The sequence below is a fragment of the Acidihalobacter yilgarnensis genome (genome assembly GCF_001753245.1).
Lineage (GTDB): Bacteria > Pseudomonadota > Gammaproteobacteria > DSM-5130 > Acidihalobacteraceae > Acidihalobacter > Acidihalobacter yilgarnensis.
On record NZ_CP017415.1, the window covers coordinates 909,207 to 934,985 of the forward strand.

A 25,779-nucleotide genomic window follows, 5' to 3' on the forward strand; every position below is an offset into this window, starting at 1 on the left:
CATGCTGGGTGGCGTCATATATCGTTCTCCTTTTTCAATGATGTGCTGCGTTGCAGGCACCGCATCTGCCGCAATCCGAAAGCGGATTTTGCTCCGTTCCCCGTGGCGCGCGACGCTTACAGTGGTTTGGCGAGGTGCTCGCCGATAGCCACGGGACGCCTGTCGGTCAGGACACTGGCCAGCACCTGTGCATCACAAGATTTTTCGATTTGCTCATTATGGTTCGCGTAGGACCAGCCATTCATGTTCGGTACGTTTTCCTCCGTTCAGGCGAAGGTTTGTGCGGTGTTTTATCAACATCACTTTCGTGGTTGTGCGCCACCCAATGATCGGCTATGACACGTTTCGATGCCGACGCGATCTTGGACGTCAGGGCTTCACGTGCGAAGGTGCTGCCGAGCGCACAAGGCGTGTCGGTCATGTACGGAATTCTCGGTAAATCTGATTTCACCACTTCACAATAAGGCTCCCAGATGCGCTCGATCAGCATATCGAGGGACCTGTCGCATAATTCATGAATTTCATTGAAATTATCGTGATGTATTCATTGCGTGAGAATGAACGTCCTGCCACACGGTGCATTGATACATTCCGATAGGGCGTGGCGTATCGTGCATGCCGACTGATATACCCCCCGTAACGCCTGGCCATGGGGAGTGTGTCGGTTTGGGTGGGCTGCTCGAAGTCGAAGAACTCAGGGTGGAATCGTGTGGTGATGCACATTTTATGGCCCATCTTCATCATGGCTTCAAATTGCCTTGCGTGGTACTTGCCTTGCGCATGTTGATGCCGATAATGGGATTTTGATTGGACATGAAACCGACTGCAATTTCCATCGAATTTAGGGTGAAAAAATCGCCCCTGGCTATTCATGCGACTGATCGTGATCGAATTCGTTCAGTGGATAGCCTAGAGTGTTCGTAATCGCATGCGGATTTCGGTGGGTTTTTATTATTGAGAGGCTGCTGCCGGAGCGTGTCTGCTATCGTCCGTAACGTAATATTCGCCATGCATACCGCGTTGCGAATGTTATATTCGTGGTCGGCGTAACCTCATCGCCACCCTTGCACCATTACCTTGTTGATTTCGGAGTATTTAGAGTGACCACAACCCACCGTGAAACCCATCGGACGCAGCGCATTGGCTGGTTACGAGCCGCCGTTTTGGGTGCGAATGACGGCATTATTTCCACTGCTAGCCTGATTCTGGGCGTGGCCGCCTCGAATGCATCGCATTCGGCGGTCCTGGTTGCCGGTGGTGCGGGTTTGATGGCCGGGGCGATGTCGATGGCCGCTGGAGAATATGTATCAGTGAGTTCCCAGGCTGATACCGAGCATGCCGATATCGAGCGAGAACGTCATGAACTGGCGACCAACGAACCGCATGAACGTGCCGAATTGGCTGCGATTTATGTCACGCGTGGTTTAGATCGGGCGCTGGCCGAGCAGGTCGCCGATCAGTTGATGGCCGGGGATGCGCTGGCCGCGCATGCGCGTGATGAGTTAGGTATCTCCGAGGTGCTGAACGCCCGTCCGGTGCAGGCGGCATTGACCTCTGCCGCGACCTTCTCGGTCGGCGCGGGCCTGCCACTGATCGCTGCATTGTTGGCGCCTACCGCAGTACTCGCCGTGTGGGTGGCTGCCGCATCATTGGTGTTTCTTGCCGTGCTCGGCGCGTTGGCTGCGCGCACCGGTGGTGCGCCTGCGCTGGTCGGTGCCGTTCGCGTGGCGTTCTGGGGGGCTTTGGCCATGGGTGTGACCGCTGGTGTGGGCGCATTGTTTCGTGTTGGCGTAGGTGGATAGCACGAGAGGTTTGGCGAGATGGTCCCGATTCGGTCTAAACTGGCCGTTTCATGGCCGCGCGTGCGGCCCGGATACCGCTAGCCCAGAGGTTTGACATGCCGCAATACCGTTCATGGACCACTACCCGCGGCCGAAACATGGCGGGCGCGCGCGCCTTGTGGCGCGCCACCGGCATGAAGGACGGCGACTTCAATAAACCGATCATTGCGATCGCCAACTCGTTTACCCAGTTTGTGCCGGGTCACGTGCACCTCAAGGATCTCGGCCAGCTGGTTGCGCGTGAGATCGAGGCGGCCGGTGGTGTGGCCAAAGAGTTCAATACCATCGCCGTTGACGACGGCATCGCCATGGGTCACGGCGGCATGCTCTATTCTCTGCCCTCGCGCGAGCTGATCGCCGATGCCGTGGAATACATGGTCAATGCGCACTGTGCCGATGCGCTGGTGTGTATCTCCAACTGCGACAAAATCACGCCCGGCATGCTCAATGCCGCACTGCGGCTGAACATCCCCACGGTATTCGTCTCCGGCGGGCCCATGGAATCCGGCAAGGCAGTGATCGGCGGCAAGACCGTGCACCTCGATCTCGTCGACGCCATGGTATCGGCCGCCAATCCGCATGAGAGCGATGAGGATGTGGACATCATGGAGCGTTCGGCCTGCCCAACCTGTGGGTCCTGTTCTGGCATGTTTACCGCGAACTCCATGAACTGTCTGACTGAGGCGCTGGGGTTATCGCTGCCGGGTAACGGTTCGCTGTTGGCCACGCACGCTGATCGCGAGGCGTTATTTCGCCGCGCCGGGCGCCAAGTGGTCGAGCTGGCGCGTCGCTATTACGAACAGGACGATACCCAGGTATTACCGCGTGCCATCGCTACCTTCGAGGCCTTCGAGAACGCGATGAGCCTGGACATTGCCATGGGTGGATCGACCAATACCGTGTTGCATTTGCTGGCTGCCGCCGAAGAAGCCGGTGTTGATTTCACGATGAGCGACATGGATCGTCTGTCGCGCCAGGTACCCAATCTGTGCAAGGTTGCGCCTTCTACTCCGCTGTATCACATGGAAGACGTGCATCGTGCCGGTGGCGTGATGGGCTTGCTCGGCGAACTGGATCGCGGCGGATTGTTACATCGCGACGTGCCCACGGTACACAGCGCGAGCATGAGCGAGGCGCTGGATACTTGGGACGTGTGCCGGACACGCGATGAGGCCGTGACCACGTTGTATCGCGCCGGGCCCGGCAATGTGCCTACGCAACAGGCCTTCAGCCAGGACAAGCGTTGGCCGACGCTCGACCTCGACCGTGAAAACGGCTGCATTCGAGATATCGCGCATGCCTATAGTCGAGACGGTGGCCTCGCCGTGCTTTACGGCAATCTCGCGGTTGACGGTTGCGTGGTCAAGACCGCGGGTGTTGACGCATCCATCCTGCGCTTTTCCGGCCCGGCGGTCGTCTGCGAAAGCCAAGAGGAGGCGGTTGAGAAGATTCTCGATGGCGCGATCAAGGCCGGCGATGTGGTTATCATCCGCTACGAAGGGCCGCGAGGGGGGCCGGGCATGCAGGAAATGCTCTATCCCACCAGTTACCTGAAATCGCAGGGTCTGGGCAAGGCCTGTGCGTTGATCACCGACGGACGCTTCTCCGGCGGCACCTCCGGATTGTCGATCGGCCATGTGTCGCCAGAGGCTGGTGAGGGTGGCGCGATCGGTTTGATTGAACCGGGCGACCGGATCGAGATCGATATTCCGGCGCGGAGCATCCGCATCGCGGTCAGCGACGAGGTGCTGGAGAGCCGGCGTGCGGCCATGGAGGCGCGCGGCGCAGCAGCCTGGAAGCCAGCGAACCGCACGCGCGAGGTATCGCCCGCGTTGCGCGCCTATGCGGCGATGACTACCTCGGCCTCGCGCGGCGCGGTACGCGACGTCAGTCAACTCGAAGACAAGCGCTGAGGTTCAGGGTGAGTGCCCGTGCACCGAGCCTGTTCGTCTCCCATGGCTCCCCGATGATGCCGTTCGAGCCGAGTCGTGTGCGTGAGTTCTTGCGGGCGCTGGGCGTCGAGTACCGGCCGCGCGCGATTCTGTGCGTGTCGGCGCACTGGGAAACCGGCGATCCTATGCTGGGCGGCGCTTCCTGGCCGCCCACTATTCACGATTTCTATAATTTCCCGCCGATGCTCTATGAACAGCGCTATCCAGCGGCCGGTGATCCTGCCTTGGCTGCGCAGGCGCTTGCGCTGTTGAACGGCGCGGGATTTATGGCAGCGATGGATGGCGAGCGCGGCTTCGACCATGGTGCCTGGGTGCCGCTGATGTTGATGTATCCAGAAGCGGATATTCCGGTGGTACAGCTTTCCGTACAACCGATGCGGGATGCCGGCCACCACCTGCGATTGGGCAGGGCGCTGCGTGGCTTGCGTGATGAAGGTGTGTTGATCCTGGCGAGTGGCGGTGCCACCCACAATCTTGCCGACCTGCGCCAATCGTCGGAGGGGGAGCCGCCGGTCGCTTATGCCGGCGATTTCGACGATTGGTTGTGCGCGGCAGTGACGACTGGGGACGAAGCGGCGCTGGTCGCCTACCTCGAAGCTGCGCCTGAAGCGCGGCGCAACCACCCGACCCCCGAACACTATCTACCCTTGCCGGTGGCCCTGGGTGCGGCATACGACCCGAATGGCCGGGTATTACACCGTTCCTTTGGCTTCGGCACGCTGTCGATGAGCGCCTTCGCCTGGGATTGATGGATTGAGGTGCCGGGCCCCGCATCATCAGTGATGAATCAGGTGCTCCAGTTCGGCCACGCTCTGTGCAATGCCGGAAGGTTTGAGTTCGGTTCCCATCTGGCGTCCAATCTGGCTGAGCGAAAACACGCCGCGCACGACCGGCCCGCCGTGCGTATCGTGCTCGACGACCAGGGCATGTTGTCGGTCGGCCTCGCGTAACGCTTGCACTACATCCGATACCCGCGCCCGCTCCACCTCGCGCATGTCCATCACCTGTACCTCTGCCGCTGAGGTCATGATGTGCTCAACCCGCAGTTGATCATGGGAAATATGCTCGCGGGCGGCCATGGTCATGGGTTTTTCACCCATCAGGTCTCGATCGGTGATCAAGCCGACGACCGCGCCGTTGCGGTCCAATACCAGCAACAGGCGCACACCGGTATGGATCATCCGTTGATGCGCATTGTCCAGGCTGGCGCCGTCGACGGTGGTTACCGCCTTGATGCGCTGCAGGTCGGTCATCACGTCCAGTGCCGGATTGTCTGCTGAGACGTGCTCCGGTAGACAGGTTTTGCAAATGGCCACGGTCGTGCCGGCCTGCAGGGGATGGGGGTGCAGTCGCTGTGTTGGCATGTCGTGACTCCTTTCGGAACGTGAGCTTTCTGTCCGGTGGCGACGGCCTGCTGTCTGCTAAGATGTCGCCACCCTTCGCTGTACTTTTGAGATTCGACCCTATGTCATTGCTGACCCTGCGAGCCGTCACCCTCACTCTGGGCGGTGCTCCGCTGCTTGATCGCGTCGATCTTAATGTCGAACCCCACGAGCGCCTGTGCTTGGTTGGGCGTAACGGCGCAGGCAAGTCGACGTTGATGCGCTTGATCGCGGGCGAGCTGCAGCCAGACAGTGGTGAGATCGTGTGCCGCGGCGCCCTGCGCATCGCCTATCTTGGACAGGAAATTCCCGTTGACGTTCGCGGTACGGTTTATGAGGTGGTTGCGGATGGCCTTGGAGAACTTGGTGCGCTCTTGGCCGAATTCCACCGCCTGAGCGAGGCGCTTGGCGCCAGCGCCGAGGTGGCCGACCTGGATCGTCTGGAGCGCGTGCAACACAGCCTTGAGGCGAAGGATGGCTGGACCCTGGGGGCGCGAGTCGATGCGGTGATTTCGCGACTGGAATTGCCGGGCGAGGTTGCTTTCGAATCGCTCTCTGGTGGCCTCAAGCGCCGCGTGCTGCTCGGCCGCGCGTTGGTCAGTGATCCTGAGATGCTGTTGCTCGATGAACCTACCAACCACCTTGATATCGAAGCCATCGAGTGGCTGGAGGGTTTTTTGCGCAATTTCGCTGGCAGTGTGATGCTGGTGACCCATGATCGGGCCTTCGCGGCTGCCTTGGCGACGGCCGTACTTGATCTCGACCGCGGTCAATTGACGCGCTATGCCACCGATTATGCGGGCTATCTGCTGCGCAAGGCCGAGGATCTGGAGAACGAAGCCGCTCAGTCTGCCGAGTTCGACCGGCGACTGGCTATCGAAGAAACCTGGATACGGCAGGGTATCAAGGCTAGACGTACGCGTAATGAAGGTCGGGTCCGCGCGCTCAAGGCGATGCGTGAGGCGCACCGCGAGCGCCGCGAGCGTGGCGGACAGGTGCGCCTTGCCGTCGATGCCGGTGGTGCCTCCGGACGCCTGGTTGCGGAGGCCGAGGCTGCGCAGGTCGCGCTCGGAGGACGGGCGGTGATCCGCGACCTTAATTTGACGCTCTTGCGTGGTGACAAGCTCGGCATCATCGGCCCCAATGGTGCCGGCAAGACCACGTTGCTGCGTTTGCTCACCGGTGCATTGCAGCCGGACTCCGGCAGCGTGCGCCTAGGTACGCAACTTGCCGTGGCCTACTTCGATCAGCAGCGTGAGCAGCTTGATCCCAACAGTACCGTCGTCGATGCGGTGGGCGAAGGGAGTACCCAGGTCACCATCAACGGGCAGTCCAAGCACATCATGGGGTATTTGCAGGATTTTCTGTTCAGCCCATTGCGGGCGCGTACACCCATCCGAGCACTTTCCGGCGGAGAACGTAATCGCTTGTTGTTGGCGAAGCTGTTCACGCGTCAGGCAAACCTGTTGATCATGGACGAACCCACCAACGATCTCGATGTGGAGACACTGGAGTTGCTTGAGGGTTTGCTCGTGGAATACAGCGGCACCTTGATTTTGGTGAGCCATGACCGCGCCTTCCTCGACAACGTGGTGACCAGCACCCTGGCCTTCGAGGGCGAGGGTCGCTTCGTGGAGTACGTGGGAGGATATCAGGACTGGTTGCGCCAGCGTCCACAGGCATTGGTCTCCGCGCCGCCAACCGCTGCCTCTGTAGCGACGGTTGGGCGAGGCACGCAGCCCGCATCCCTCAAAGCGGCGCGCAAATTGAGCTATAAGGATCAGAGAGAACTGGAGCTGCTGCCCGAACGGATCGCCGAGTTGGAGCGAGAGCAGGCTGCCCTTGAAACTGCACTGGGCAAGCCCGAGCTGTATCGTGATGCCGAGGGCGTACGCGAAACACGGCTTCGTCTGGAGGGGATCGCTACCGAATTAGGCATCGCTTTTGCCCGTTGGGAGCAATTGGAAGCGTCCACAAACGGATGATCTGCGAGCGCCTGGATCATAGCGGATACGACGTTGATGCTATCTGGTACAGAGCGTATAAGGATTGACTGGTGATCGTCGCGGATGGGGCGTATAGTGCGCGGCTCAAACAGTGCGTTTTGCGCGTTGGTATATATTCGTCCGCCACACCCGTCCCAGTCCTGGCGCCCCTTGGCCCGGTGATTGGTGATTGCTCCACGGGACCCGTCGTTCGGGGTTGCAACCTGGGCCGTTCGCAACCCACCCGCGCCTGTGGACCTGAAGCGTCTTTTGAATTTTAAGGCGAATGAAAGACTTCAAAACCTGTTCGGGTAATCCATCCACCGGATTTCGGCGATTGCCGACCGGATGAATACGTGTTTCCGCCTCGGCGAGAGCCAAACCGTTTATGGCGTGAGCCAACCCGGTGTCTCCTCGTTTGGGGCCATGTAGGTATTCCCCGCCATGGCGGGTGATCGCTTGGAAAGAGGAAAACTATCTTGGCAGAATCATTTGCAGACTTGACGCTCGCGGACCCCTTGTTGGCAGCGATTGAGGAACTTGGACTTGTCGCCCCCAACGAGATGCAATCTCAATTGATTTCCGCGGTACTGGCCGGGCGCGATGTGCTGGCTGTCAGTCCTGCGGGCAGCGGTGGTACAACGGGTTATCTGCTGGGCCTAATGCAACACCTGTTGGCACAAGCACCCCCCGAAGGACGTGGCCCACGTGCATTGGTATTGGCGCCAACGCGGGATCAGGCCATGCAGGTTGGCCGCATGATCAAACAGCTCGGACACGATACCCGTTTACGCTTTGGCACGGTGGTCGGTGGCAGGCCTTACCCGACCCAACATCAATTGCTGCGCCGCCCACTCGACATATTGGTGGCTACGCCAGGACGTCTGATGGATCATATTCGTCGTGGGCGAGTGCCGTTCGAGCGTCTTAAACTGCTGTTGCTCGACAAGGCCGATCAGATGCTGGATATGGGTTTGGGCAGCGAGATCTATAGCCTTGTGGATGCCGGCGGCTCGAATCTCGAGCAGACCATAATCCTCTCCGATGCGCCCAACGACGCCGTGGGCCTGTTGGCTGCGCGGTTGACGCGTGATCCCCAGCGTGTGGGGTTGGCAGCCGAGCTAGCCGCTCCGGCAGTGAGCGCACCGGCGCTACCCACGACCGAATCTGCTTCCGCCGAAGATATCGACGATCTCGACGAGGACGAAAGACAACCGGCGGGACTGGGTGACACTGACGCGCAACCGCGAGCACATGCCCCGCGTGCCAAATCTTCGCGGGGTTCGCGCCGTTCGGGGTCGGGCAATAACGGCAATAACGGCAATGGCGCCCAAGGCAATAAATCCAGTGCGGTGGGCAAGCCGCCGCGTGGTCCGCGTCCCCCTCGTCAGAGTAACAACGGTAACGGTAACGGACAGAAACCCGCTGCGCAGGCGCCTGCCAAAACGGCTGGCAAGCCGGCTAAAGGCGGGCTACGCGGACCTGGACGCCGCGTGGTGGCCGGTGGTGGTGCCCAGCAGCCGGGACAAGGTGGCCGGGGGCGGCGCCCCTCAGGGGTGCGTTTCCCTAGTGATTATGCCTCTGGGCCAGGTGGTCCCGCCAAGGCAGCACCGGTCGAGCCGCGCGGGCCGCAGCCGAACGAACCGGTGCAATATTCCGCAGACTACGGTTTTTCGGTGGCCCCTGGCGCGCGTAAGCCGGTCAACGTGGTGTATCGCACCAAGAATCGCCGTCGCCGCGATGACGACGACGAGGGTGACAACAAGAGCGAGAACGGCAGCGATTGAAACCTAGTGGCGTACGCGGGGCGCTTAACGTGTCTCGCGGTGGACCGCAAAAGGCCCCCATGCCTGATCGGTCGGCATGATTTCCAGCGTGTTGATGTTCACATGTGCGGGTAGCTCGGTGACCCAATGTACGGCCTCGGCGATGTCTTCGGCGAGCAGCGGTCGCGTGCCCGCGTAGACCGATTCAGCCTGTTCGGCATTCCCCTTGAAACGCACCAGGGAGAATTCAGTCTCGGCCATCCCTGGTTCGATGTTGGTTACGCGTATGCCGGTCCCTAACAGGTCGGCGCGGAGATTGCGCGAAAATTGCTGAACAAAGGCCTTGGTCGCGCCATAACAATTACCACCGGGATAAGGCCAACTGGCTGCGACTGAGCCAAGGTTGATTACGTGTCCACGTGAGCGCTCGCACATGCCAGGCAGCACCGTTCTGGTCACCGTCATTAGACCCTTGATGTTGGTGTCGACCATCGCCTCCCATTCATTGAGGTCAGCTCGTTGAGCAGGTTCTAGGCCGAGCGCGAGCCCCGCATTGTTCACCAGGATGTCGATGTCGGCGAACATTGGCGGAAGGTTGGCGACAGCGCTTTCGACACCCGCGCGGTCTCGCACGTCTAGCGTCAGCGGTAACAGGGTCGCGTCGGGCAAGGAATCGACCAGTGCTTCGAGGCGATCACTACGGCGGCCGCTGGCGATGACATGGCAGCCGGCTTGTGCGAAGCGCCTGGCGATAGCCTCGCCGAAGCCGGAGGTGGCGCCGGTAACGAATACGGTTTTGGTCATGTTTCAAACTCCAGTACAAATATAGATCGGGCGGCCTAGTGTTCCAGCCATCCGGGCAGTGACGACGAGGCCTGACACAGCGCGCGACGGTGGCTGCGCCAAGCCGGGTCGGCAGCTTCGACGACGGCCCAGAAGGCGGGTGAGTGGTCGAGATGGCGGATATGCGCGAGCTCGTGAATGATGACGTGCCGCATCAGCGCTGGGCTCAGCAACAGCAGCTTGGCGTTCAGGCTGATGTCGCCGTGCCGGTTGCAGCTACCCCATCGAGTCCGTTGCAGACGCACACTCACACGTCCGTGGCGCAAGCCCATTCGCTCGGCCTGTTCGGCGATTACCGGCAGGTAGGCCGCATGAGCGCGGGTACGCAACCAATTGGTGAACAGCGTCCGCCAGACGTCATGCGTGCGCCAGTCGCCAGTCAGATACAGGCCGTTACACGTTTCGCGCAGATGTGGACGTTCCCGGCTTTCCGATACGAAGTGTACGGCCAGATCGAGCCCCAGTGCCGGTAACGCCACGCGCTCGGGTGGACCCGGAGGCGTGGGCGGCGGCAGGCGCGCGAGTTGCCGTTCAATCCACTCGCGCTGCGTTTCGACGAAGGCCAGCGCGCGCGCGCGACTGATACCGGGGGGGAGCGTTACGACCACCCCGCTACGCGGTGATACGCTGATGCGCAGGCGCTTCGCTCGATACGAATGGCGAAATTCGCAGTCATCGAGCCAAGCGATCGCGGATGTAGCAGTCATGGCGTGAAGTGATCGGGTGTGAGTGGTGGGCATGCGCCTTCATAGCCCGGCGAGTGTAGAACGATCCTGCCGGGCTGCGCTACCCGACGCCGGTTTGGCAATATTGTTCGGAATCGGGTACAAGGTAGGTCCGCGCATATTCCTGATGATCGCTGCATGAACGATTTTCTTATCGTCGGTGCGGGTATATCCGGCCTGACACTGGCCTGGTCGCTGCACCGACGCGGCGCGCGCGTCCGCATACTGGAAGCCGGCACGACGGCGGGCGGGAAAATCCGTAGCCGTCTGACCGATGGCTACCTGTCGGATGCCGGCCCCAATTCCCTACTCGATCGTGGAGAGGGGTTGAGCCGTTTGATCGACGCACTCGATCTGCGGGGGCACGCCGTTGAAGCAAATCCCTTGGCCCAACGCCGTTATGTGACACGCGCTGGGCGCATGATCGCCTTGCCCGCCAGTCCGCTGGCTTTTTTGCGTACGCCGTTGTTCAGTCTGCGCGCCAAGCTTCGCCTGCTGAGCGAGCCTTGGCGGGGACACGCGGAAACCGACGAGAGCGTTGCGAGTTTTGTCCGGCGACGGTTGGGGCCGGAGTTTCTCGACTGGGCGGTTGACCCCTTTGTGTCCGGTGTCTATGCAGGAGATCCTGAGCGGCTTTCGGTGCGTGCGGCGACTGGGCGTATCTATGCGCTTGAGGCGGAGGCGGGTTCGCTCTTCCGAGGCGCCCTGCGGCGCGCCAGGCAAGGACGTGCTAGTGGGCCGGTGCCGCAGGGGCGATTGATCAGCTTTCGAGGCGGCGTTGGCGAACTGCCTGCAGCATTGGCTTCGGCGCTGGGTAGTGCGCTGGCCACCAACACCCCAGTGACCGCTTTACGACGCACTGATCGGCATTGGGTAGCGGAAACATCCAAGGGCATTGAGTCTGGATCGACTCTCATCTTGGCTACCCCAGCCTTTGTGGCGGCAGAATTGCTGGAGCCATTCGATCTTGACCTCGCGACTCGTTTGCGTGCCGTCGAATATCCGGGCGTCGTCAGCCTCGCGCTCGGCTTTGCGCGGGAGCAGATCAGGCATCCGCTGGACGGTTTTGGGCTTCTGATTCCGCGGCGAGAAGGGTGCGAGACGCTGGGCGTCCTGTTCTCGTCAACACTGTTCCCAGGTCGGGCGCCTGCTGGCCACGTACTGCTGACGGCCTTCATTGGTGGTGCCCGCAATCCTGGGGCACCCGCGCATGAGGACGCCGCCCTAGTCGCGCGCGTGGTCCAGGATCTACAACCCTTGCTGGGCGTAATTGGAACGCCTGCGTTCAGTGCGGTGAATCGCTGGCCGCAAGCCATCCCCCAGTACACGGTCGGTCATCTGGAACGGATGGCAATGATCGAGCAGGGCTTGGCGGCCTTGCCAGACATCCACGCTGCGGCTAATTGGCACGGTGGTGTCGCGGTTGGGGATTGCATCAACAACGCCCTGGCATTGGCCGAGCGTCTAGTGCCGACTGAGGCGCCGCACGGTGAGGTGTAGCGAGTGAAGGCCTTACCGCCGGCGCAAAATGACATGAATGCGAATCCAACGTTGCGCGCCTTTGTCGACGGTGTCCGAGTTGATCGGCAGGCGAGCCTGAGCCCGGGCGGGGCGGCCCGGCGGCATAAGCCGTTATATCGTATGGGGGGCGAATCTGGTTCGGTCATCGGTGTGGTGCGCTATGCACCAGGAAGGTGCCTTAGCGCGCATCCACATTCTGCCGATGAGGCATTTTTTATGCGTTCGGGTGTGTTCTCGGATGAGCGAGGCGATTACCCGGCAGGTAGTGGGTTGCTCAAGCCGGAAGGCGTTGTGCACGCGCCTTATTCGGCGTCCGGGTGGGAATTCGCGGTCGGCCTGCGTCAGTACCCTGGTGCAGGCGGTGCGCGGCGGCGACAGTCTGCGTATGCCATGGCGACATGGTGTGCCGGTATCGACGTATCCGGTTTGAGCTTACTGCCGTGCTACCGCGACCTTGGCGCGTCTGGCGTCTGCCACCATACTGCCCAGGCTGACTTTTCCTTCGAGCGTGGAATGCTTCGTGCTTGAAGGTTCGTTGCGCGCGGCAGGTGACGTGTCGTACGGCCCCGGCACTTGGCGCTTGGTTGGGGTTGCCCCTGCACAGCGCGCATACACCGCCCAGCGGGTCGGGTGCGTTGTATTATCTACGCCAGAGCCAGTGCTCTGGCGATATCTACGAGCAATTTGAACCGGATTAGGTCCGATGGTGAGGATGTTGGCATGAATAACGCGTTGCGCGATCAACTGCTCAAAGCGGGATTGATAACGGAGGATCAGGTCAAGGTGGCGGATGATAAACCGCGACGTGAGCCGTCTCCACGCAAACCCAAGCGAGCGGACGCAGAACGTAAACGTGAGCGACGGGTAACAGAGGATACTCGCCCACCGCGCCGCAAACCTACGCCAGAACCTAGCGCTGCACGTGTCCGGTCGAAACCGACGAACGGGGGTAAAGCAGCGAAAGCGAGCAATCCCGCACAGACGCCTAGCCCCTATGCCCATCTCGACAAGGCACAGCGCGAGGCCGTGCGCCGCTTTCTGCGCGAACAGCGTGTCAATGCGGGTGATGGCGAGACGCCGTATCACTTTCAAGAAGGCGCCGCGGTGCGCAAAATATGGGTGACGGCGGCGCAAAGGCAGATGCTGGCCGACGGTGCGTTGGTGATCGTGCCGCGCAATGAGCGCTACTACGTGATTGACGCCGCACAGGTGGAGCCTTTGCAAGTGCTTGATCCCAAGGTCAAGATCATCCGTGCTGACGCACTGAGCGATGAGGATGAGGATCCGGCCTACAAGGATCACCCGATACCGGATGATCTGGTCTGGTAATCGTATTCGATTCTTGATCCTTGCAGAGCAGCAGCTGCGGTCGTCGTTATACTTCCAAGGGCGTCCGTCGTGGGTTCAGGGCTTCCGGCATCTGATGAATCAACTGCTAAGCTAAAGGAGGACGCATGTGCGTCCCAAACGCTGCTGCCGCAGCTCCGCTGCATGGTGGTCGGCAATATGAGCGACGCAAGCATGATATCGATAGTCCCACCGTCGCAAGACAAAAAAATCCAGGTCATCGTGCGAATCGAACCTGGTTGTCTCGGCGCCACTGGAGCCGAGCATATCGATGCGTTTTGCCGTTTCGCAGAAACTGAATTCGAAATCGTTGACCCCGGCTTTACATGCTGGACGTTTCTGCCGAGAAACGATAAATCCTTAGCTGAGATCGAATATCAATTGACCAACAAGCGTCTCAATCGCGCGCAGGCGTTTCAATATCTCAGTGTCTTTGGAAAGCAGTTGGAAGATTTCGAAGAGCAATTGCACCTGCATTTGGCGGATCTGATCGATCGTTATAGGTCACGTTGATTATCACCTAGTGTTGTCTGAGTTGAGTGGTTCGATAAAACTTCCACCGTCATGCTTGACGCGCGCAACGATTGATTTCACATAAACGGCAGCACAAATTTGTCAGGTCGTCGATTCTCGTGAAAAAAATTGGTGTTTCTGACAGGGTCGCCTCTGGATGTGTCGTTCATGTGCAAAAAAATTAATGGGTTAATTAATCATGTAGTGGCGGTATATTCGCTTGATATTTACTTGATAAGCGTCAAGTGTCCGGTTGTTCCCTATGGTGTATGAAAAAGGCTAGGGGATGACGTCATGAGTATGCTGTATATGCTATTTGCTGATGATGGCGGCTTGCCTCGCGAAAGGAGCCGAATCCATGTCACCGAAGCGGTTATGCGGCCATTGGTTTAAGGGTGTATCTGGGGGCAAACGTAGCATGGGTTCGCTGACGCCAACGCGCGAGAAAATATTGGCTGCGGCCGTTGCCGCACCATCGGCCGATAATTCACAGCCCTGGCAGTTACGCTGGCGAGGGGGCGCACTTGAATTGTGGATCGACGAAGAGCGATCCGGGCATGATTCAGATTCATCGTATTTATTGAGCGATCTTGCGCTGGGTGCCTGTATAGAAAATATTTGTATCCAAGCTAGCGCCTTGGGTTATGTATCTCATGTGGCGCTGATGCCAGAACTCGATCATGAGCCACGTAAGGTGGCGATCATCACTTGGAGTGCAGCACCGAAACTGGACGTTGATTTGGCCGCGGTGATTCCTTGTCGGCATACGGATAGGCGCTTCCCATGGGGCCCGGTCGCCGAATCCTCAGTAGTGCGGCTGCAATCGGTTGGCATAGATGATGGTACTGCCCGTATCCAGCTGATTCCGGCTGGCGAAGCCAGGGCGCGTGCCTCACGTATCCTGATGCGGGCTGAGGGATTGCGTTTTTCCAGCCGAACCTTACATGCGGAACTCTTCAGGGCTATACGGTTCGATGTCGGTTGGCACCAAACATGCGCGGAAGGGCTTGCACCAGGAACGCTGTTTATCGAGCGTTTGCTTCGCCTACCGTTCACGGCGTTGCAGTACTGGCCCATAATGCGCAGCCTCAATGTCCTTGGCGCAGCTTCAATGCTCGCCTGGCGTGGCGCCTATCTGCCAGTATCAAAATCCCCGCTCCTTTTTCTATTGACCGCAGAGTCGCTCCAGCGCTCCCACGTTTTAGCTTCGGGGCGCCTGTTGGAGCGTTTTTGGCTGAGAGCAACGGCACTCGGCCTGGCTGTGCAACCCTTCGCTGCATTGGGGGCGGCCGCTTACGGCACGGTGCCTATCGAATCCCGCCTGGAGCGTCGTCGTCAATCATTGAAAGCGAGCGTGGAATCGATTTCTAAGTCGGGAGTCGGTTTGGTTTTTTTGCGGGTGGGTCAGGCGGATGCCAGTAGACCGCCGATGCGTAACGCGCGCCGTGAGGTCGTAGATCTTTTGATGGAAGCGTGATCGCCATGCACACATATGAAGCGATGCGTCGAAATTTCTTACGCCAGTCTGATCACATTCAATCGATTTGAGTGGATGTATACGACCTTTAGCATGACACGAGGGTAGTAGGCGAGTGTGGCCATTGGGTTCAGTCAATATATTGAGCGGACACCTTGTCGATATTCTTTACGTGTTGGTATGGCCTCTCCTGAAATCATTCAGTGAAGCGTCTGAGGCTTATGAAAAATCATTATATATAACAGATGGTTGCGCTTAATATTGCCGGACAGGCCCATGCTGGCCCGATAAATGCTTTATCCATGGTGGCGAGGTTGATTTTGGATGGGCCGGGCTAAGGTACATCGGATCAGGCAGCTCTGCTGCGCAACGTATTTCACTGTATTTCTGGAGGTTTAACGCGATGAAAAGCTTACAAAAAAGCAGATTGATTCTCAGTGGCTTGATTATGGCGGGGGCCATGGGGATGGCTCAGACGGCATCGGCAACGGCCATTGATGGTATTAACTTGCCCGCTGGGAACGGTTTTACTAGCACCAACGGTTGGGAAACATTGGTGAGTGGAACAGGCCAGACGGTTACGGGTTGGGGTATCGTCAACAGCTTCAACAACTCCGCCTCTAGCTATTGCGCCGGCGGCACTGCCTGTCAGTTGACCTATTACTTTACCGGCGATGTGACTAAGTTTGATCCGACGGCTACCAATGGTAACAAGATCATTCTGGACAATGTGAATGCGTATTTCTACGCCAACCCAACCTTTACGTACAATGGTTCCGCGCAGAGTATGGCGGCTGCGAACGTGACGGACGGAAGCTTGTGGTTGCAGGCGGCGGGTCATACCAGCCTTGTCAATGGTGAAACAGGCCAGATCTTTGGTACGGCGGTGGGTACGACTGCGCAGACTTACAGCGGTTTCGGTGCCGGTCTGCTGGATGCAACAGGTGGTCCTGCTGCACCTTACTTCATCCCGTCGTATACGGACGGGCTTACAAACAACCTGGCTGCCTTCCTGCTGACCATGACTTACAATCACTCGGCGGGTAATACGGTAGTGCAAAATCAGGTCATGACCGCGAATTATAATGCGGTGCCTGAGCCGAGTGACCTTGGCATGATGGGACTTGGCCTACTGATGGTCGGTTTGATGGGGCTGCGCTTCCGCCAGTCACGTTACCGCCGCGACTGAGCTGCAATTGAATATCCTCCCCGTATGACTTGAAGTCACACATGGGAGAGTACTTGAGGCGCCCCAAGTGGGCGCCTTTTTATTGTTTATGCAGTGGTAATCTGGCGATGAAGTAACTTTGGGGGTAATCCCCCCATTTTTAGCGATGTTCAGAAATGGAAGGGTTAAGCCACCAGGGCGAGCTTCTGTTTTGGGGTGATGCCTCCGAGGGCCATGTTTGGCCGTTCGTGGTTGTAGGTCCAGAGCCAGCGGGTGGCGAAGTTTTGGACCTCGTGGATCGACTCGAACAGGTATTGGTTCAACCAGTCGTAGCGCACGGTGCGATTGTAGCGCTCGATATAGGCGTTCTGCTGCGGTTTGCCGGGTTGGATGAAGTTGAGCGCAATGCCGTGCTTAGCTGCCCAGTCGGCGAACGCGTGGCTGATAAACTCGGGCCCATAGTACATATCGAAGCATGAGCCGTTGGGCAGCCATCATCGAGAAGAGCATCCTGAGGGTTCTCACACACCACAGGAGATTCGCGATGATGACTACCCGCAATGATGCTACGCCAGCGGCCACCTGGGTGGCGATCGATATTGCCAAGCGTACCCATGCCGTTCTCATCGAAACGCCTGATGGCAAGCATCGGCGCTTCCGGATGAACAGCTTGCAGGAAGACCATCAGCGGTTGGTCGATCTGCTGCATTTGTGCCCTGCTCCGGTTCGTATCGCCTTTGAACCGACCGGGGATTGCCACCGGACACTGGCGTACCGTTTGCTCAAGGAGGGTTTCGATGTCTGCCTGGTTTCCTCGATCGCTGGCGCTCGTTACCGCGAGGCGCTGTTCAACTCGTGGGATAAGAACGACCCGAAGGATGCCGCAGTGATCCTCGCCCTGCTCAAGCAGGGCGTTACTCAGCGCTATGTCGATCCGCTAATCGCCGGCCACCATGGGCTGCAGGAGCTGTCCAAAACCCACTACCAGATCAGTCTGGCCCGAACGCGGCTCCAACACAGCCTGATGACACACTATTTGCCGCTGTATTTCCCGGAGAGCGAACGCTACTTCCACTCCACGCAGGCGGAGTGGTTTGCACGCTTCCTGATCCGTTTCCCGACGGCGGCCTCAGTGCGTGCGTTGTCCTTTGAGGCGTTCGAGCGCGAGGCCTGGGACGTGGTTGGGCGCAAGGTCAACAAACGCTCGTGGATTCGGGAACTGTACGATACGGCGTGTACCAGCGTTGGCTTGCCGATCGCTGGCGACGATGTGGCCATCGAGACGTTTCGGCTCCAACTGCGCCGTTATCAGCAACTGATCGAACAACGCGAGGCCCTGGCCGAGACCGCGCATCGCCTGCTGCAGGGACGCCCCGATTACGAGTCGTTGCGATCCATTCCCGGTATAGGGCCTGTGCTCGCCCTCACTATCTTGGCCGAGGCAGGCGATTTGCGCCGTTTTTCCCATCACCGGCAGTTTCTCAAGTACTGCGGCCTGGACTTGTCCAAGTCGCAATCAGGCCAGTTCCGTGGCCAGGAGAAGTTGTCCAAGCGCGGCAACGCCAGACTGCGCTTCGCCTTCTGGTTCGCCGCCACCATCGCCGTGCGCATGCGTGAGAACAGCTTCCGGCAAAAGTACGAGCGTTATGTGCAACCCGACCCGCTCAACGCCGATCGCAAACGCAAAGCGTTGACGGCGGTCGCGGCCAAGATGGCGCGGGTCGCTTACAGCCTGGTCAAGCATCGAACCACGTACCGCTGTTATTTCGAAACGAGTTTGCCCCGTGGATCGACCCCTCTCTGTAGGGCCGTTGGGACCGATTAGGATCCCGTAGATAATGTTCGGGCCTTCCACGGGACCCCATGCTGTTTTAAGCACGGTCGAGGCCGCTTGGCGGACCTCGTGTTCACTATGGTTAGATCAGGGGATCTTTTCGATCGTGGAAGCCCACGGGCATCGTTCGATAGCGGCGGATACAGCCATTCAAGGACGTCCAGCACGGCCTAGGCTGCTTTCGCCTGTACCTCAGCGCTTGACTCTACAGTTAGCACGTTATCGCAGCGGATCGCCCGCGGCTTGCCGCGCCATTCGATGACCCGATCCAGCGCCCGCACAACCCGTTCGGCCGGTAGCGAGAAGTCGGCCTCGATGCACAATCCTTCGCGGTTGTAGTCGTCAATGACGTTGAACAGCCGATACGGGCGCCCATCCTGTAAGCTGTCGTGCATGAAATCCATCGACCAGCTCTGGTTGATCGCCTCGGGCACGGCCAATGGCTCGGGCTTGTCGCGCACGATCCGTCGCTTGGGCTTGATCCGCAGATTGAGCGCCAGCGCCCGGTAGATGCGGTACACGCGCTTGTGATTCCAGGCAAAGCCCTTGACGTTGCGCAGGTGCAGAAAGCACAGCCCAAAGCCCCAGTTGCGCTGCTTGTGCGTCAGCCGAACCAGCCAGTCGGCGATGCGCGCGTTCTCTTCCGACAGCTTCGCTTGATACCGATAGCATGTCTGACTGATCCCAAACGCACGGCAGGCCAGGCCGATGCTGATAGCCCGTTGCGCCACACAGTCTTGGGCCCTCTCCCGGCGCGAAGAGGGCCTTACCATTTTCCCTCAAGGGCTTCCTTGCGAATCTCCGAAACCAGACGCTCCTCGGCGTACATCTTCTTCAGTCGCCGGTTCTCGTCCTCCAGCTCCTTCAGGCGGGCCATCAGCGAAGCGTCCATGCCGCCGTACTTGGCCCGCCACTTGTAGAACGTGGCGCTGCTCATGTCGTGCTCGCGGCACAGCTCAGGCACGGGCGTGCCGGCCTCGGCCTGCTTGAGAATGCTGATGATCTGGCTGTCCGTGTATCGCGATTTCTTCATGCGGAATCTCCTTACCGGTGAGTATCGGAAAATTCCACTTCTGAACGCTACTACTTTGTAGGGCGGATTACCATTTACTATGAAGGTTCCAATTTCTTGAGAAGTGATTTCGCGGCCATTTTTTCAGGGAAATTATCTTTATTTTTGATAATGGATTTTAGTATGGAGGATGCTTTTTCTTCATTACCGGTGTCTGCAAGCGCAACTGCATAATGGTATTGAATGGTACCGCTGCTGGGTACTTTTTTTGCTGCATCCTGAAGCAACGGTAGCGCTGATTTTGGATGTTTGAACTGGACCAATATCCATCCATAAGTGTCGCTGATGAGGGGGTTGTTGGGGTCTAAATTGTGAGCTTCGTCTGCAAGTCTAATGGCATCTTGATCCCCGTATTTTGAGCGGATCCAAGCAAGATTATTCAAAATAACGGGGTTTTTTGGGTTGCTTTTAAGGGCGATCTGATATTGTTGTTCTGCGGATTTGTCATCGCCATTTGTTAAGTAATAACCGGCTAATGCAAAACGTACGACAGAATCTGCAGGGTTTGATTTGAGCCAAGTTAGCAGTGGTTGTTCTGGTTCTTTGGTGCGGGCACGAACATTAACGGTGAATGCAGCTAATGCCAAATCTCGAGATGGGCGGATGGAGATCGCTTCTTTATATGCTTGTTGAGCAGCTGAATAGTTGCCACTCATGCTGTAGAGTTGCCCGTTCAGTGCGGCAGCGTCAGCTTTTCCATTGGGTAGTTTTGAGAGCGTTTCAGTTGTCAAAAAAGCGGCCTTGATTTCTTTGTTGTGCCATTGGGTAAGTGCGAGCGCTCTTAGGCCAGGTATGAAATCTGGTTTTATTTTGATGATTTCTTTTAGGGTTTTTTCAGCAGCACCCCATTGCTTGAGTTTTGCCTGCACGGAAGCCATATTTAGACTGAAATAAGGATTTAATGGTTCTGCCTGATGTATTGTCGTGAAGGTATTTAGAGCATTTTCATCTTGATGGTTGGCGAGCTGTGTGTTAGCCATCAAAGTGAGTATTCTGGGATTTCCTGGTGCAAGTGCAACAGCTTTTTGGATAGTATCAAGTGCAGCGGTTGCGTGGCCGGTGGCAAGTTGAAACTGTGTAATAGCAAGGATGGGCTGAATAGATTTTGGGTTGCTCGTATGTGCGCGCTCTAACCACTTCATCGCCGCGTTGGTTTCGTTGCGGTTCGCAGATATTCTTGCTAAGGCCATTAGGGCTGTAAGATTGCCGGCGTCGTTACTGATTGTTAGCTTGTAATATTTTTCGGCGCCATTAATTTTTCCTTCGCGTAATTTTAGGTCGCCAAGTTGATTGGTGATCGCGGTATTTTTCGGAGAATATTTTAATCCAGAAGCAAGGGTCTGTTCTGCTTGTTGGTTTGCATTTGAAAGAGTGAAGATGGCGGCGGATAGTTGTAGCGCGTCTGGATTGTTTGGATGACGGCGCTCGATATCATGTGCAATAGCTATCGCCTTAGCGAATTGTTTTTCACGGACATAGGCTGCGGCTTTCAGGCTCAATGTGTTCAGTTGTCCATGCTCATTATTTTTGATATCATTTAATATGGAAAGCGCTTCTCCTTGTTTGTGATCGAGCATGAGTGCTTGGGCTAAAGCAAGACGTATGGTATTTGAATCTGAATTTTCAGATGCAGATGCCTGTATGTTGGATAGGGTCTTAATTGCTTGCTCTGGGGAAGAAAATAAAGATAAAATTAGGCTGGCGGCTGTGTTTGGGGGCGCGCCCTCGGTAATGGTCTTTATAGCTTGTGCATTATCACCGGATTTTATTTGCAGAGATGCCAGCATCCTTCTTGCTGTCAAATCTCCCGGATTTTGTGCTAATGCTCCTACCAAGTGATTTGCGGCGAGTATATCTTGCTCTTGGGCCATTTCACTTGCGCCGAGCAGAGTAAGTGCATTTGTATTGTAAGGATTTGAGTTAAGTGCGATTTGGAGATGCTTGGCTGCTATTGGGTAGTCCTTCATTTCATACGCGAGTAAACCTTTTAGATAGTTTGGGTAGCCAGCATGTGGAGCTACCTTTAACATGGTTTCAATGTTAGCCATGGCTTCGGATCTTTGTCCGAGAGCAATTTGTACTTGTGCGAGTTTCCCATGGGCAATAAAAATCTGTTCCGGCGATATGCTTGGTGATCCTATCGACAATGCTTTCAAGAAGCTTTCAGCTGAATTTTGGATGCGTTGTTGATCGTATTCCGCATATCCTTTGACAAGCCATGCCTGCGCATTTTTGCTATCTACAGCTATCGCACGGTCAGCGGTTTTAATGGCTAGAATCGTGTCGCTGTTTTGCAGGGCAAGATTGGCTTGGCCTGCCAGCGCGCGAGAGTTTTTTGGGTCTGTATCCAGGGCCATTGAATAGAGTTCGTTTGCTTTCTGAGTGTTTTTTAATCCGGTCTCCGCGTCTCCTTGAGCTGCATAGATGTCGGCTTTTTGTCCGGGGCTCGAGGTCTGGTCAGGATGCAATACAGCAAGTGCTGATTTGTAATCCGAAATCTGAATCAGTGCAGTTGCAAGTGGTAGTTCGTACTCAAGAGGTGTGGCACCGAGCTTTTGTGCTTGTTTCAACTGTGCGATTGCCGCCTCAGGATCGCCGAGGCTCAACAGGAGTGCGCCCAATGCAACTCGTGCTGGCGCATACGCTGGAGTTTTGTTGATGAGGCTTTTTAGCTCTATCAGTGCTGCTCTGTTTTTGCCGGATTCTAGATATTCGTGTGCTTTTTGAAGTTGTGTCTGCGGTGTGGAATTTGAACCGCATCCGGAGAGGGATAGGGCAAAAATAAGCGGAATAGATAATCTCTTAAAGAGAGATCGAGAAATTTTCATGTTAGGGTCCTGTGTCTGATTTATTGGTTAGTCTTGATGTATATTATGACGTTTCAGCAGATCGTAGAGAGTGGGTCTCGATACCCCTAATAAATCCGCGGCGCGGGTGAGATTTCCTTCCGAAATGGCAAGTATGCGCTCAAGGGCTTCGTGTTCTGCTGAAAAACGGATTTCTTTAAGTGTAGGCAGCATACCGCTGGCGGGTTTTGAAAGACCCAGGTCTTGACTGCTGACCATTTTTCCCTCGGCCATGATGACCGCTCGATTTATGCGATTTTCGAGTTCTCGGACATTACCTGGCCATGGGTAGGTTTCAATGGCTAGTATGGCATCTGACGTAAAGCCTCTCATTGAGCGCGCATGTTTGAGCGACGCCTGCCGCAAAATAGATTGAGCTATGGGTATCGAATCACCGTTCCGTTCCCGCAACGGGGGAACGTCGATCGTGATTTCACTGATGCGGTAGTAGAGATCTTCTCTGAACAGGCCATCCTTGATACGTTCTTGAAGGTTTTGATGCGTAGCACATAAAATTCTTGTGTTAATGGGGATTTCAGTTCGGCCGCCAATTCGCTCGATGACTCGTTCTTGCAAAAAACGCAACATTTTGGCTTGAAGTTCCACGGGCATATCACCAATTTCGTCGAGAAACAGCGTACCCTCGTGGGCACTTTCAATTTTTCCTGGTGTTTGTTTTACTGCGCCGGTGAAAGCCCCTTTTTCATGACCAAATAATTCGCTTTCGAGTAAATTGTCAGGGATGGATGCACAATTTATGGCAACGAATTTTCCATGCTTATGCGTGCTAAGTTCATGTAGTGACCTGGCTATAACCTCTTTACCAGTTCCAGTTTCGCCAATAATTAACGTGGTTGCCTGAGTGGGGCCAACTTTTTCGATAAGGCGTACAATACCTAGCATGCTTTGGCTGCTAGCGATTAAGCCGGCCAAAGCTGATTTTGAAGATTGGCTTAGCGATTTGTATTCGTGCTCCAGCGACCAGATGTGCTGTGCGCGATCAATAATGATATTTAAAATGTCGATGTCGAGCGGTTTTTGATAAAAATCCCAAGCACCCAATCCGATTGCACGCACGGCACTTGTTTGGTCCCCATTTCCCGTGACGACTATCACCTTTGTATCCGGTGCATATGCCAATATTTCCTGCAGGGTTGCTATGCCTTCTTCGATTCCATTGGCATCAGGTGGTAAGCCGAGATCCTGTAGGACCACAGAAGGGTGATGTAACCTGATTTGCGTGAGGGCGGATTGACGGGTATCGGCGAAATGCGGTGCATATTTTTCAAGCGACCAGCGTAGCTGACGCATCAGGCCCGGGTCGTCTTCAACTACTAATAAGCCCTGTGAATCTGGATTCATGAGTTCGTTTCGGCTTCTAGTGAATCGTCTGAGATGGGTGTGGTGAGGAACCATAGGCGAAATTTTGTACCGACACCTGGATCACTTTCAACTTCAACATCGCCACCATGTAGCCTAGCAAACGTGCGTGCCTGATAGGCACCAATACCCATACCACGTGATGATTTTGTTGAATCGAAAGGGGTAAAAAGCCGATTGCGGATAAAATCCTGGGTCATTCCACAGCCGGTATCGCTGACATCTATCATGATGTAGGGTGCCTGGACCGTGATGTGAATTTCAATGGTGTCGTCATTTGTACATGCATCCTGTGCATTGCGTATGAGATGTAGTAACACCATTGCGAATGCGTGATTGTCGATGACGATCTCCATGTTCGAAGTGTGCGCATCGATTTTGAGCGTTGGACACGGTAGCCTGTCATGACTGGTTGAGATGGCATTTTCTATCAGCTTTCCAATTTTAAATTTAGCTTTTCGTCTGGATTCTTTTCCATCTTGAAGTTGATTGAGTATATGTGACATCCGCTGAACTGAATCGTCGATTGTTGCGATCATATCGTCAACAAAAACTGGGTTGTGTTTATGCCTATTGGCATTCTGAACCAGTAGGGATTGTTGTGCGATAAGGTTTTTGAGGTCGTGCATCAGAAACGTGCTGAGTTGGTTGAATGTTTGGAATTGCCGTGCTTGTGACAATGACTGCGAAATTTCATATTGCGCAAGGTATGCGGCAATTTGCTGTGCCGCAGTTTTAAGAAGGTCTAGATCTTCCCAACTTAAGTTATGGGGCGCACGCGATTCGGTAAGGATGACGAATGATATGAGTTTGGATTCATGCGATAAGGGTATGATTAGCCACCATTGGTTGAGCGATATCAACCATTCCGGGTAGTGATTTCTCGAATCGCTTGGATTGTTATCATTCCTCGAGTCTATGATCCAGTTATGCTCAGTTAGTAGTTTAACAAGTGGGCTTTCGGGTGATGTGTGTGTATTCTCTGGTAATGGAAAGTTCCAGTTTGATATGGGCTTGAAATATTTTTCCTGATCTTGTTTTGCCCATATGGCCCCGCCCGGACTATCGACGATTTCGGCTAGTGCCTTGATCGCTTTTTCATAGGGTGATGAAAGGTCATCGATCCGGTAGAGTCGGTTTATTAATCGATACCATTCGACTCTGTAGTCATATTGATAAGTGAAGAAATTTTTTACAAGAAAGACGCGAGCGGTCGCCCTCATTTTTCCAGACGAAAGCAATATAAGAAGTGCAATAAGTGACGCCGAAATGAAAAGAATAAGCCAAAATTTTCCCCATGTGCCCCCCAGTAACGTATGTAATAGCCACCTGCCGAAATCGTAATGAGGTATGTGCCTACGCTGAGGAGTGTCGCTGTACGAAATGCGGCCTGGCGTGAGATGAGGAAATTTCTGGTCCATTGCGGATTTCTGGTAGTGGCAATCATCAGCATGGGGGCGGCCATGGCGACTACGGCTCCTCTGGCATCCCAAAATGCAGCACTTATTCTGTGATAGAGGAGCGCCTCCGAATATAAAAATATGTCATATCCGACTTGGATGCCAATCCCAATACATAAATATTTCAATGCCCAACGCCGTTCTGGGGCTATATTGCGACACACTTGTTCAAGTAGCGCCAGTTCGATGATGGAGATGACCAAGCCACCTGAAATTAGGTTATTCGGCAGCGTTGTAGTGATGTCTGATAATCCGCTGGGTATGCTCAGGGATGGCACAAATACATATGAAATCCATGCAATGGGCGCAAGTGCAGCTATGTAGGGCAGGATGGCAATCCAATTGTGTCTATCGTCAGTTCGTTGCAAAAGCGTCGATAGTAAATACAACCATCCACCATCACGGATCGCTTCGCTGATGATGACGGCGGGCCATGGTAAAAAAGTGGGGTAGATGGACCACAATGCAGCGGTAGCCAGCCAGAGGATATTCAATGCGCAGGCTGCAATCAGTGCGATCCCGAGTGATTGACGACCCCAATTGAAAATCTGGAAGGTGAGCAAGCCTAGGAATGCAATGGTTCCTATGCCGTAGCTTGTCGCCATGATCCAGTTAGATGTATGCATTAGTGCCTTTTATTCGAGTTTTGCATTTGCAATGGTGCCGT

21 protein-coding genes and 2 pseudogenes are annotated in these 25,779 nt (G+C 56.0%); 12 read left to right on the forward strand and 11 right to left on the reverse strand.

Annotated features, from left to right (window positions below):
* Positions 1 to 241 precede the first annotated feature (241 nt).
* Both BI364_RS18890 and BI364_RS19085 read right to left on the reverse strand, forming a co-directional pair.
* On the reverse strand, positions 242 to 544 hold the full coding sequence (locus tag BI364_RS18890) for a sulfur oxygenase reductase family protein (RefSeq protein ID WP_156782620.1): 303 nt from the start codon (positions 542 to 544) through the stop codon (positions 242 to 244).
* Positions 484 to 873 carry a sulfur oxygenase reductase family protein gene (locus BI364_RS19085; RefSeq protein WP_156782621.1) on the reverse strand — a complete coding sequence of 130 codons (390 nt, stop codon included), beginning with the start codon at positions 871 to 873 and terminating at the stop codon, positions 484 to 486. The genes BI364_RS18890 and BI364_RS19085 overlap by 61 nt, the downstream gene beginning before the upstream one ends.
* Positions 874 to 1,100: 227 nt before the next feature.
* On the opposite strand from BI364_RS19085, the gene BI364_RS04405 reads away from it, so the two are divergent.
* The 3 genes from BI364_RS04405 to BI364_RS04415 all read left to right on the forward strand — a co-directional run bounded on the left by BI364_RS04405 (position 1,101) and on the right by BI364_RS04415 (position 4,542).
* Positions 1,101 to 1,802, forward strand: a complete 702-nt coding sequence (locus tag BI364_RS04405; protein ID WP_070077719.1) for a VIT1/CCC1 transporter family protein — start codon at positions 1,101 to 1,103, stop codon at positions 1,800 to 1,802.
* Between the two features lie 95 nt (positions 1,803 to 1,897).
* Positions 1,898 to 3,754 (forward strand): dihydroxy-acid dehydratase, encoded by a 1,857-nt coding sequence (gene ilvD, locus BI364_RS04410; protein WP_070077720.1) that lies wholly within the window; start codon positions 1,898 to 1,900, stop codon positions 3,752 to 3,754.
* Between the two features lie 8 nt (positions 3,755 to 3,762).
* Positions 3,763 to 4,542, forward strand: coding sequence for a DODA-type extradiol aromatic ring-opening family dioxygenase (locus BI364_RS04415; protein ID WP_083251158.1), 780 nt, complete (start codon positions 3,763 to 3,765; stop codon positions 4,540 to 4,542).
* Between the two features lie 27 nt (positions 4,543 to 4,569).
* Here the strand turns inward: BI364_RS04415 and BI364_RS04420 are convergent, their stop codons facing one another.
* Positions 4,570 to 5,157, reverse strand: coding sequence for a CBS domain-containing protein (locus BI364_RS04420; RefSeq protein ID WP_070077722.1), 588 nt, complete (start codon positions 5,155 to 5,157; stop codon positions 4,570 to 4,572).
* Between the two features lie 101 nt (positions 5,158 to 5,258).
* Between BI364_RS04420 and BI364_RS04425 the strand changes: the two genes are divergently transcribed.
* Together BI364_RS04425 and BI364_RS04430 are read left to right on the forward strand one after the other, a co-directional pair.
* A complete protein-coding gene (locus BI364_RS04425; protein ID WP_070077723.1) occupies positions 5,259 to 7,160 on the forward strand; it encodes an ATP-binding cassette domain-containing protein in 1,902 nt (633 codons plus the stop codon).
* Between the two features lie 479 nt (positions 7,161 to 7,639).
* Complete coding sequence (locus BI364_RS04430; protein WP_156782622.1) at positions 7,640 to 8,947, forward strand: DEAD/DEAH box helicase; 1,308 nt, start codon at positions 7,640 to 7,642, stop codon at positions 8,945 to 8,947.
* A 24-nt stretch (positions 8,948 to 8,971) separates the two neighbouring features.
* Here BI364_RS04430 and BI364_RS04435 read toward each other — a convergent pair whose 3' ends face one another.
* Both BI364_RS04435 and BI364_RS04440 read right to left on the reverse strand, forming a co-directional pair.
* On the reverse strand, positions 8,972 to 9,730 hold the full coding sequence (locus BI364_RS04435) for an SDR family oxidoreductase (RefSeq protein WP_070077725.1): 759 nt from the start codon (positions 9,728 to 9,730) through the stop codon (positions 8,972 to 8,974).
* A 35-nt stretch (positions 9,731 to 9,765) separates the two neighbouring features.
* A complete protein-coding gene (locus tag BI364_RS04440; RefSeq protein WP_070077726.1) occupies positions 9,766 to 10,476 on the reverse strand; it encodes a M48 family metallopeptidase in 711 nt (236 codons plus the stop codon).
* Between the two features lie 156 nt (positions 10,477 to 10,632).
* Between BI364_RS04440 and hemG the strand changes: the two genes are divergently transcribed.
* The 6 genes from hemG to BI364_RS04470 all read left to right on the forward strand — a co-directional run bounded on the left by hemG (position 10,633) and on the right by BI364_RS04470 (position 16,541).
* Positions 10,633 to 11,994 carry a protoporphyrinogen oxidase gene (gene hemG, locus BI364_RS04445; RefSeq protein ID WP_070077727.1) on the forward strand — a complete coding sequence of 454 codons (1,362 nt, stop codon included), beginning with the start codon at positions 10,633 to 10,635 and terminating at the stop codon, positions 11,992 to 11,994.
* 33 nt (positions 11,995 to 12,027) lie between these two features.
* Positions 12,028 to 12,543, forward strand: a complete 516-nt coding sequence (locus BI364_RS04450) for a cupin domain-containing protein (protein ID WP_070077728.1) — start codon at positions 12,028 to 12,030, stop codon at positions 12,541 to 12,543.
* A 192-nt stretch (positions 12,544 to 12,735) separates the two neighbouring features.
* Positions 12,736 to 13,344, forward strand: a complete 609-nt coding sequence (locus BI364_RS04455) for a DUF2058 domain-containing protein (protein ID WP_070077729.1) — start codon at positions 12,736 to 12,738, stop codon at positions 13,342 to 13,344.
* Between the two features lie 69 nt (positions 13,345 to 13,413).
* Positions 13,414 to 13,875, forward strand: coding sequence for a hypothetical protein (locus BI364_RS04460; protein ID WP_197495861.1), 462 nt, complete (start codon positions 13,414 to 13,416; stop codon positions 13,873 to 13,875).
* A gap of 316 nt (positions 13,876 to 14,191) precedes the next feature.
* Positions 14,192 to 15,352 carry a nitroreductase family protein gene (locus BI364_RS04465; RefSeq protein ID WP_207644999.1) on the forward strand — a complete coding sequence of 387 codons (1,161 nt, stop codon included), beginning with the start codon at positions 14,192 to 14,194 and terminating at the stop codon, positions 15,350 to 15,352.
* A gap of 403 nt (positions 15,353 to 15,755) precedes the next feature.
* Entirely contained in the window at positions 15,756 to 16,541 is a 786-nt protein-coding gene (locus BI364_RS04470) for a PEP-CTERM sorting domain-containing protein (RefSeq protein ID WP_156782623.1), read from the forward strand.
* Positions 16,542 to 16,705: 164 nt separating this feature from the next.
* Here BI364_RS04470 and BI364_RS04475 read toward each other — a convergent pair.
* Positions 16,706 to 16,978, reverse strand: a pseudogene (locus BI364_RS04475) (integrase core domain-containing protein); the annotation flags it as partial.
* An 86-nt stretch (positions 16,979 to 17,064) separates the two neighbouring features.
* On the opposite strand from BI364_RS04475, the gene BI364_RS04480 reads away from it, so the two are divergent.
* Complete coding sequence (locus tag BI364_RS04480; RefSeq protein WP_156782624.1) at positions 17,065 to 18,345, forward strand: IS110 family RNA-guided transposase; 1,281 nt, start codon at positions 17,065 to 17,067, stop codon at positions 18,343 to 18,345.
* Between the two features lie 227 nt (positions 18,346 to 18,572).
* Here BI364_RS04480 and BI364_RS17240 read toward each other — a convergent pair.
* From BI364_RS17240 to BI364_RS18570, 5 genes and pseudogenes are all read right to left on the reverse strand, one after another.
* Positions 18,573 to 19,387 (reverse strand): annotated as a pseudogene (locus tag BI364_RS17240) (IS3 family transposase); the annotation flags it as partial.
* A gap of 77 nt (positions 19,388 to 19,464) precedes the next feature.
* Positions 19,465 to 22,254 (reverse strand): XrtA/PEP-CTERM system TPR-repeat protein PrsT, encoded by a 2,790-nt coding sequence (prsT, locus tag BI364_RS04495; protein ID WP_083251160.1) that lies wholly within the window; start codon positions 22,252 to 22,254, stop codon positions 19,465 to 19,467.
* A gap of 27 nt (positions 22,255 to 22,281) precedes the next feature.
* Entirely contained in the window at positions 22,282 to 23,634 is a 1,353-nt protein-coding gene (prsR, locus tag BI364_RS04500) for a PEP-CTERM-box response regulator transcription factor (RefSeq protein WP_070077734.1), read from the reverse strand.
* A complete protein-coding gene (gene prsK / locus BI364_RS04505) occupies positions 23,631 to 24,962 on the reverse strand; it encodes an XrtA/PEP-CTERM system histidine kinase PrsK (protein WP_233279609.1) in 1,332 nt (443 codons plus the stop codon). Before prsK ends, prsR begins: the two co-directional genes overlap by 4 nt.
* A complete protein-coding gene (locus tag BI364_RS18570; protein WP_070077736.1) occupies positions 24,872 to 25,738 on the reverse strand; it encodes a hypothetical protein in 867 nt (288 codons plus the stop codon). The genes prsK and BI364_RS18570 overlap by 91 nt, the downstream gene beginning before the upstream one ends.
* Positions 25,739 to 25,779 lie beyond the last annotated feature (41 nt).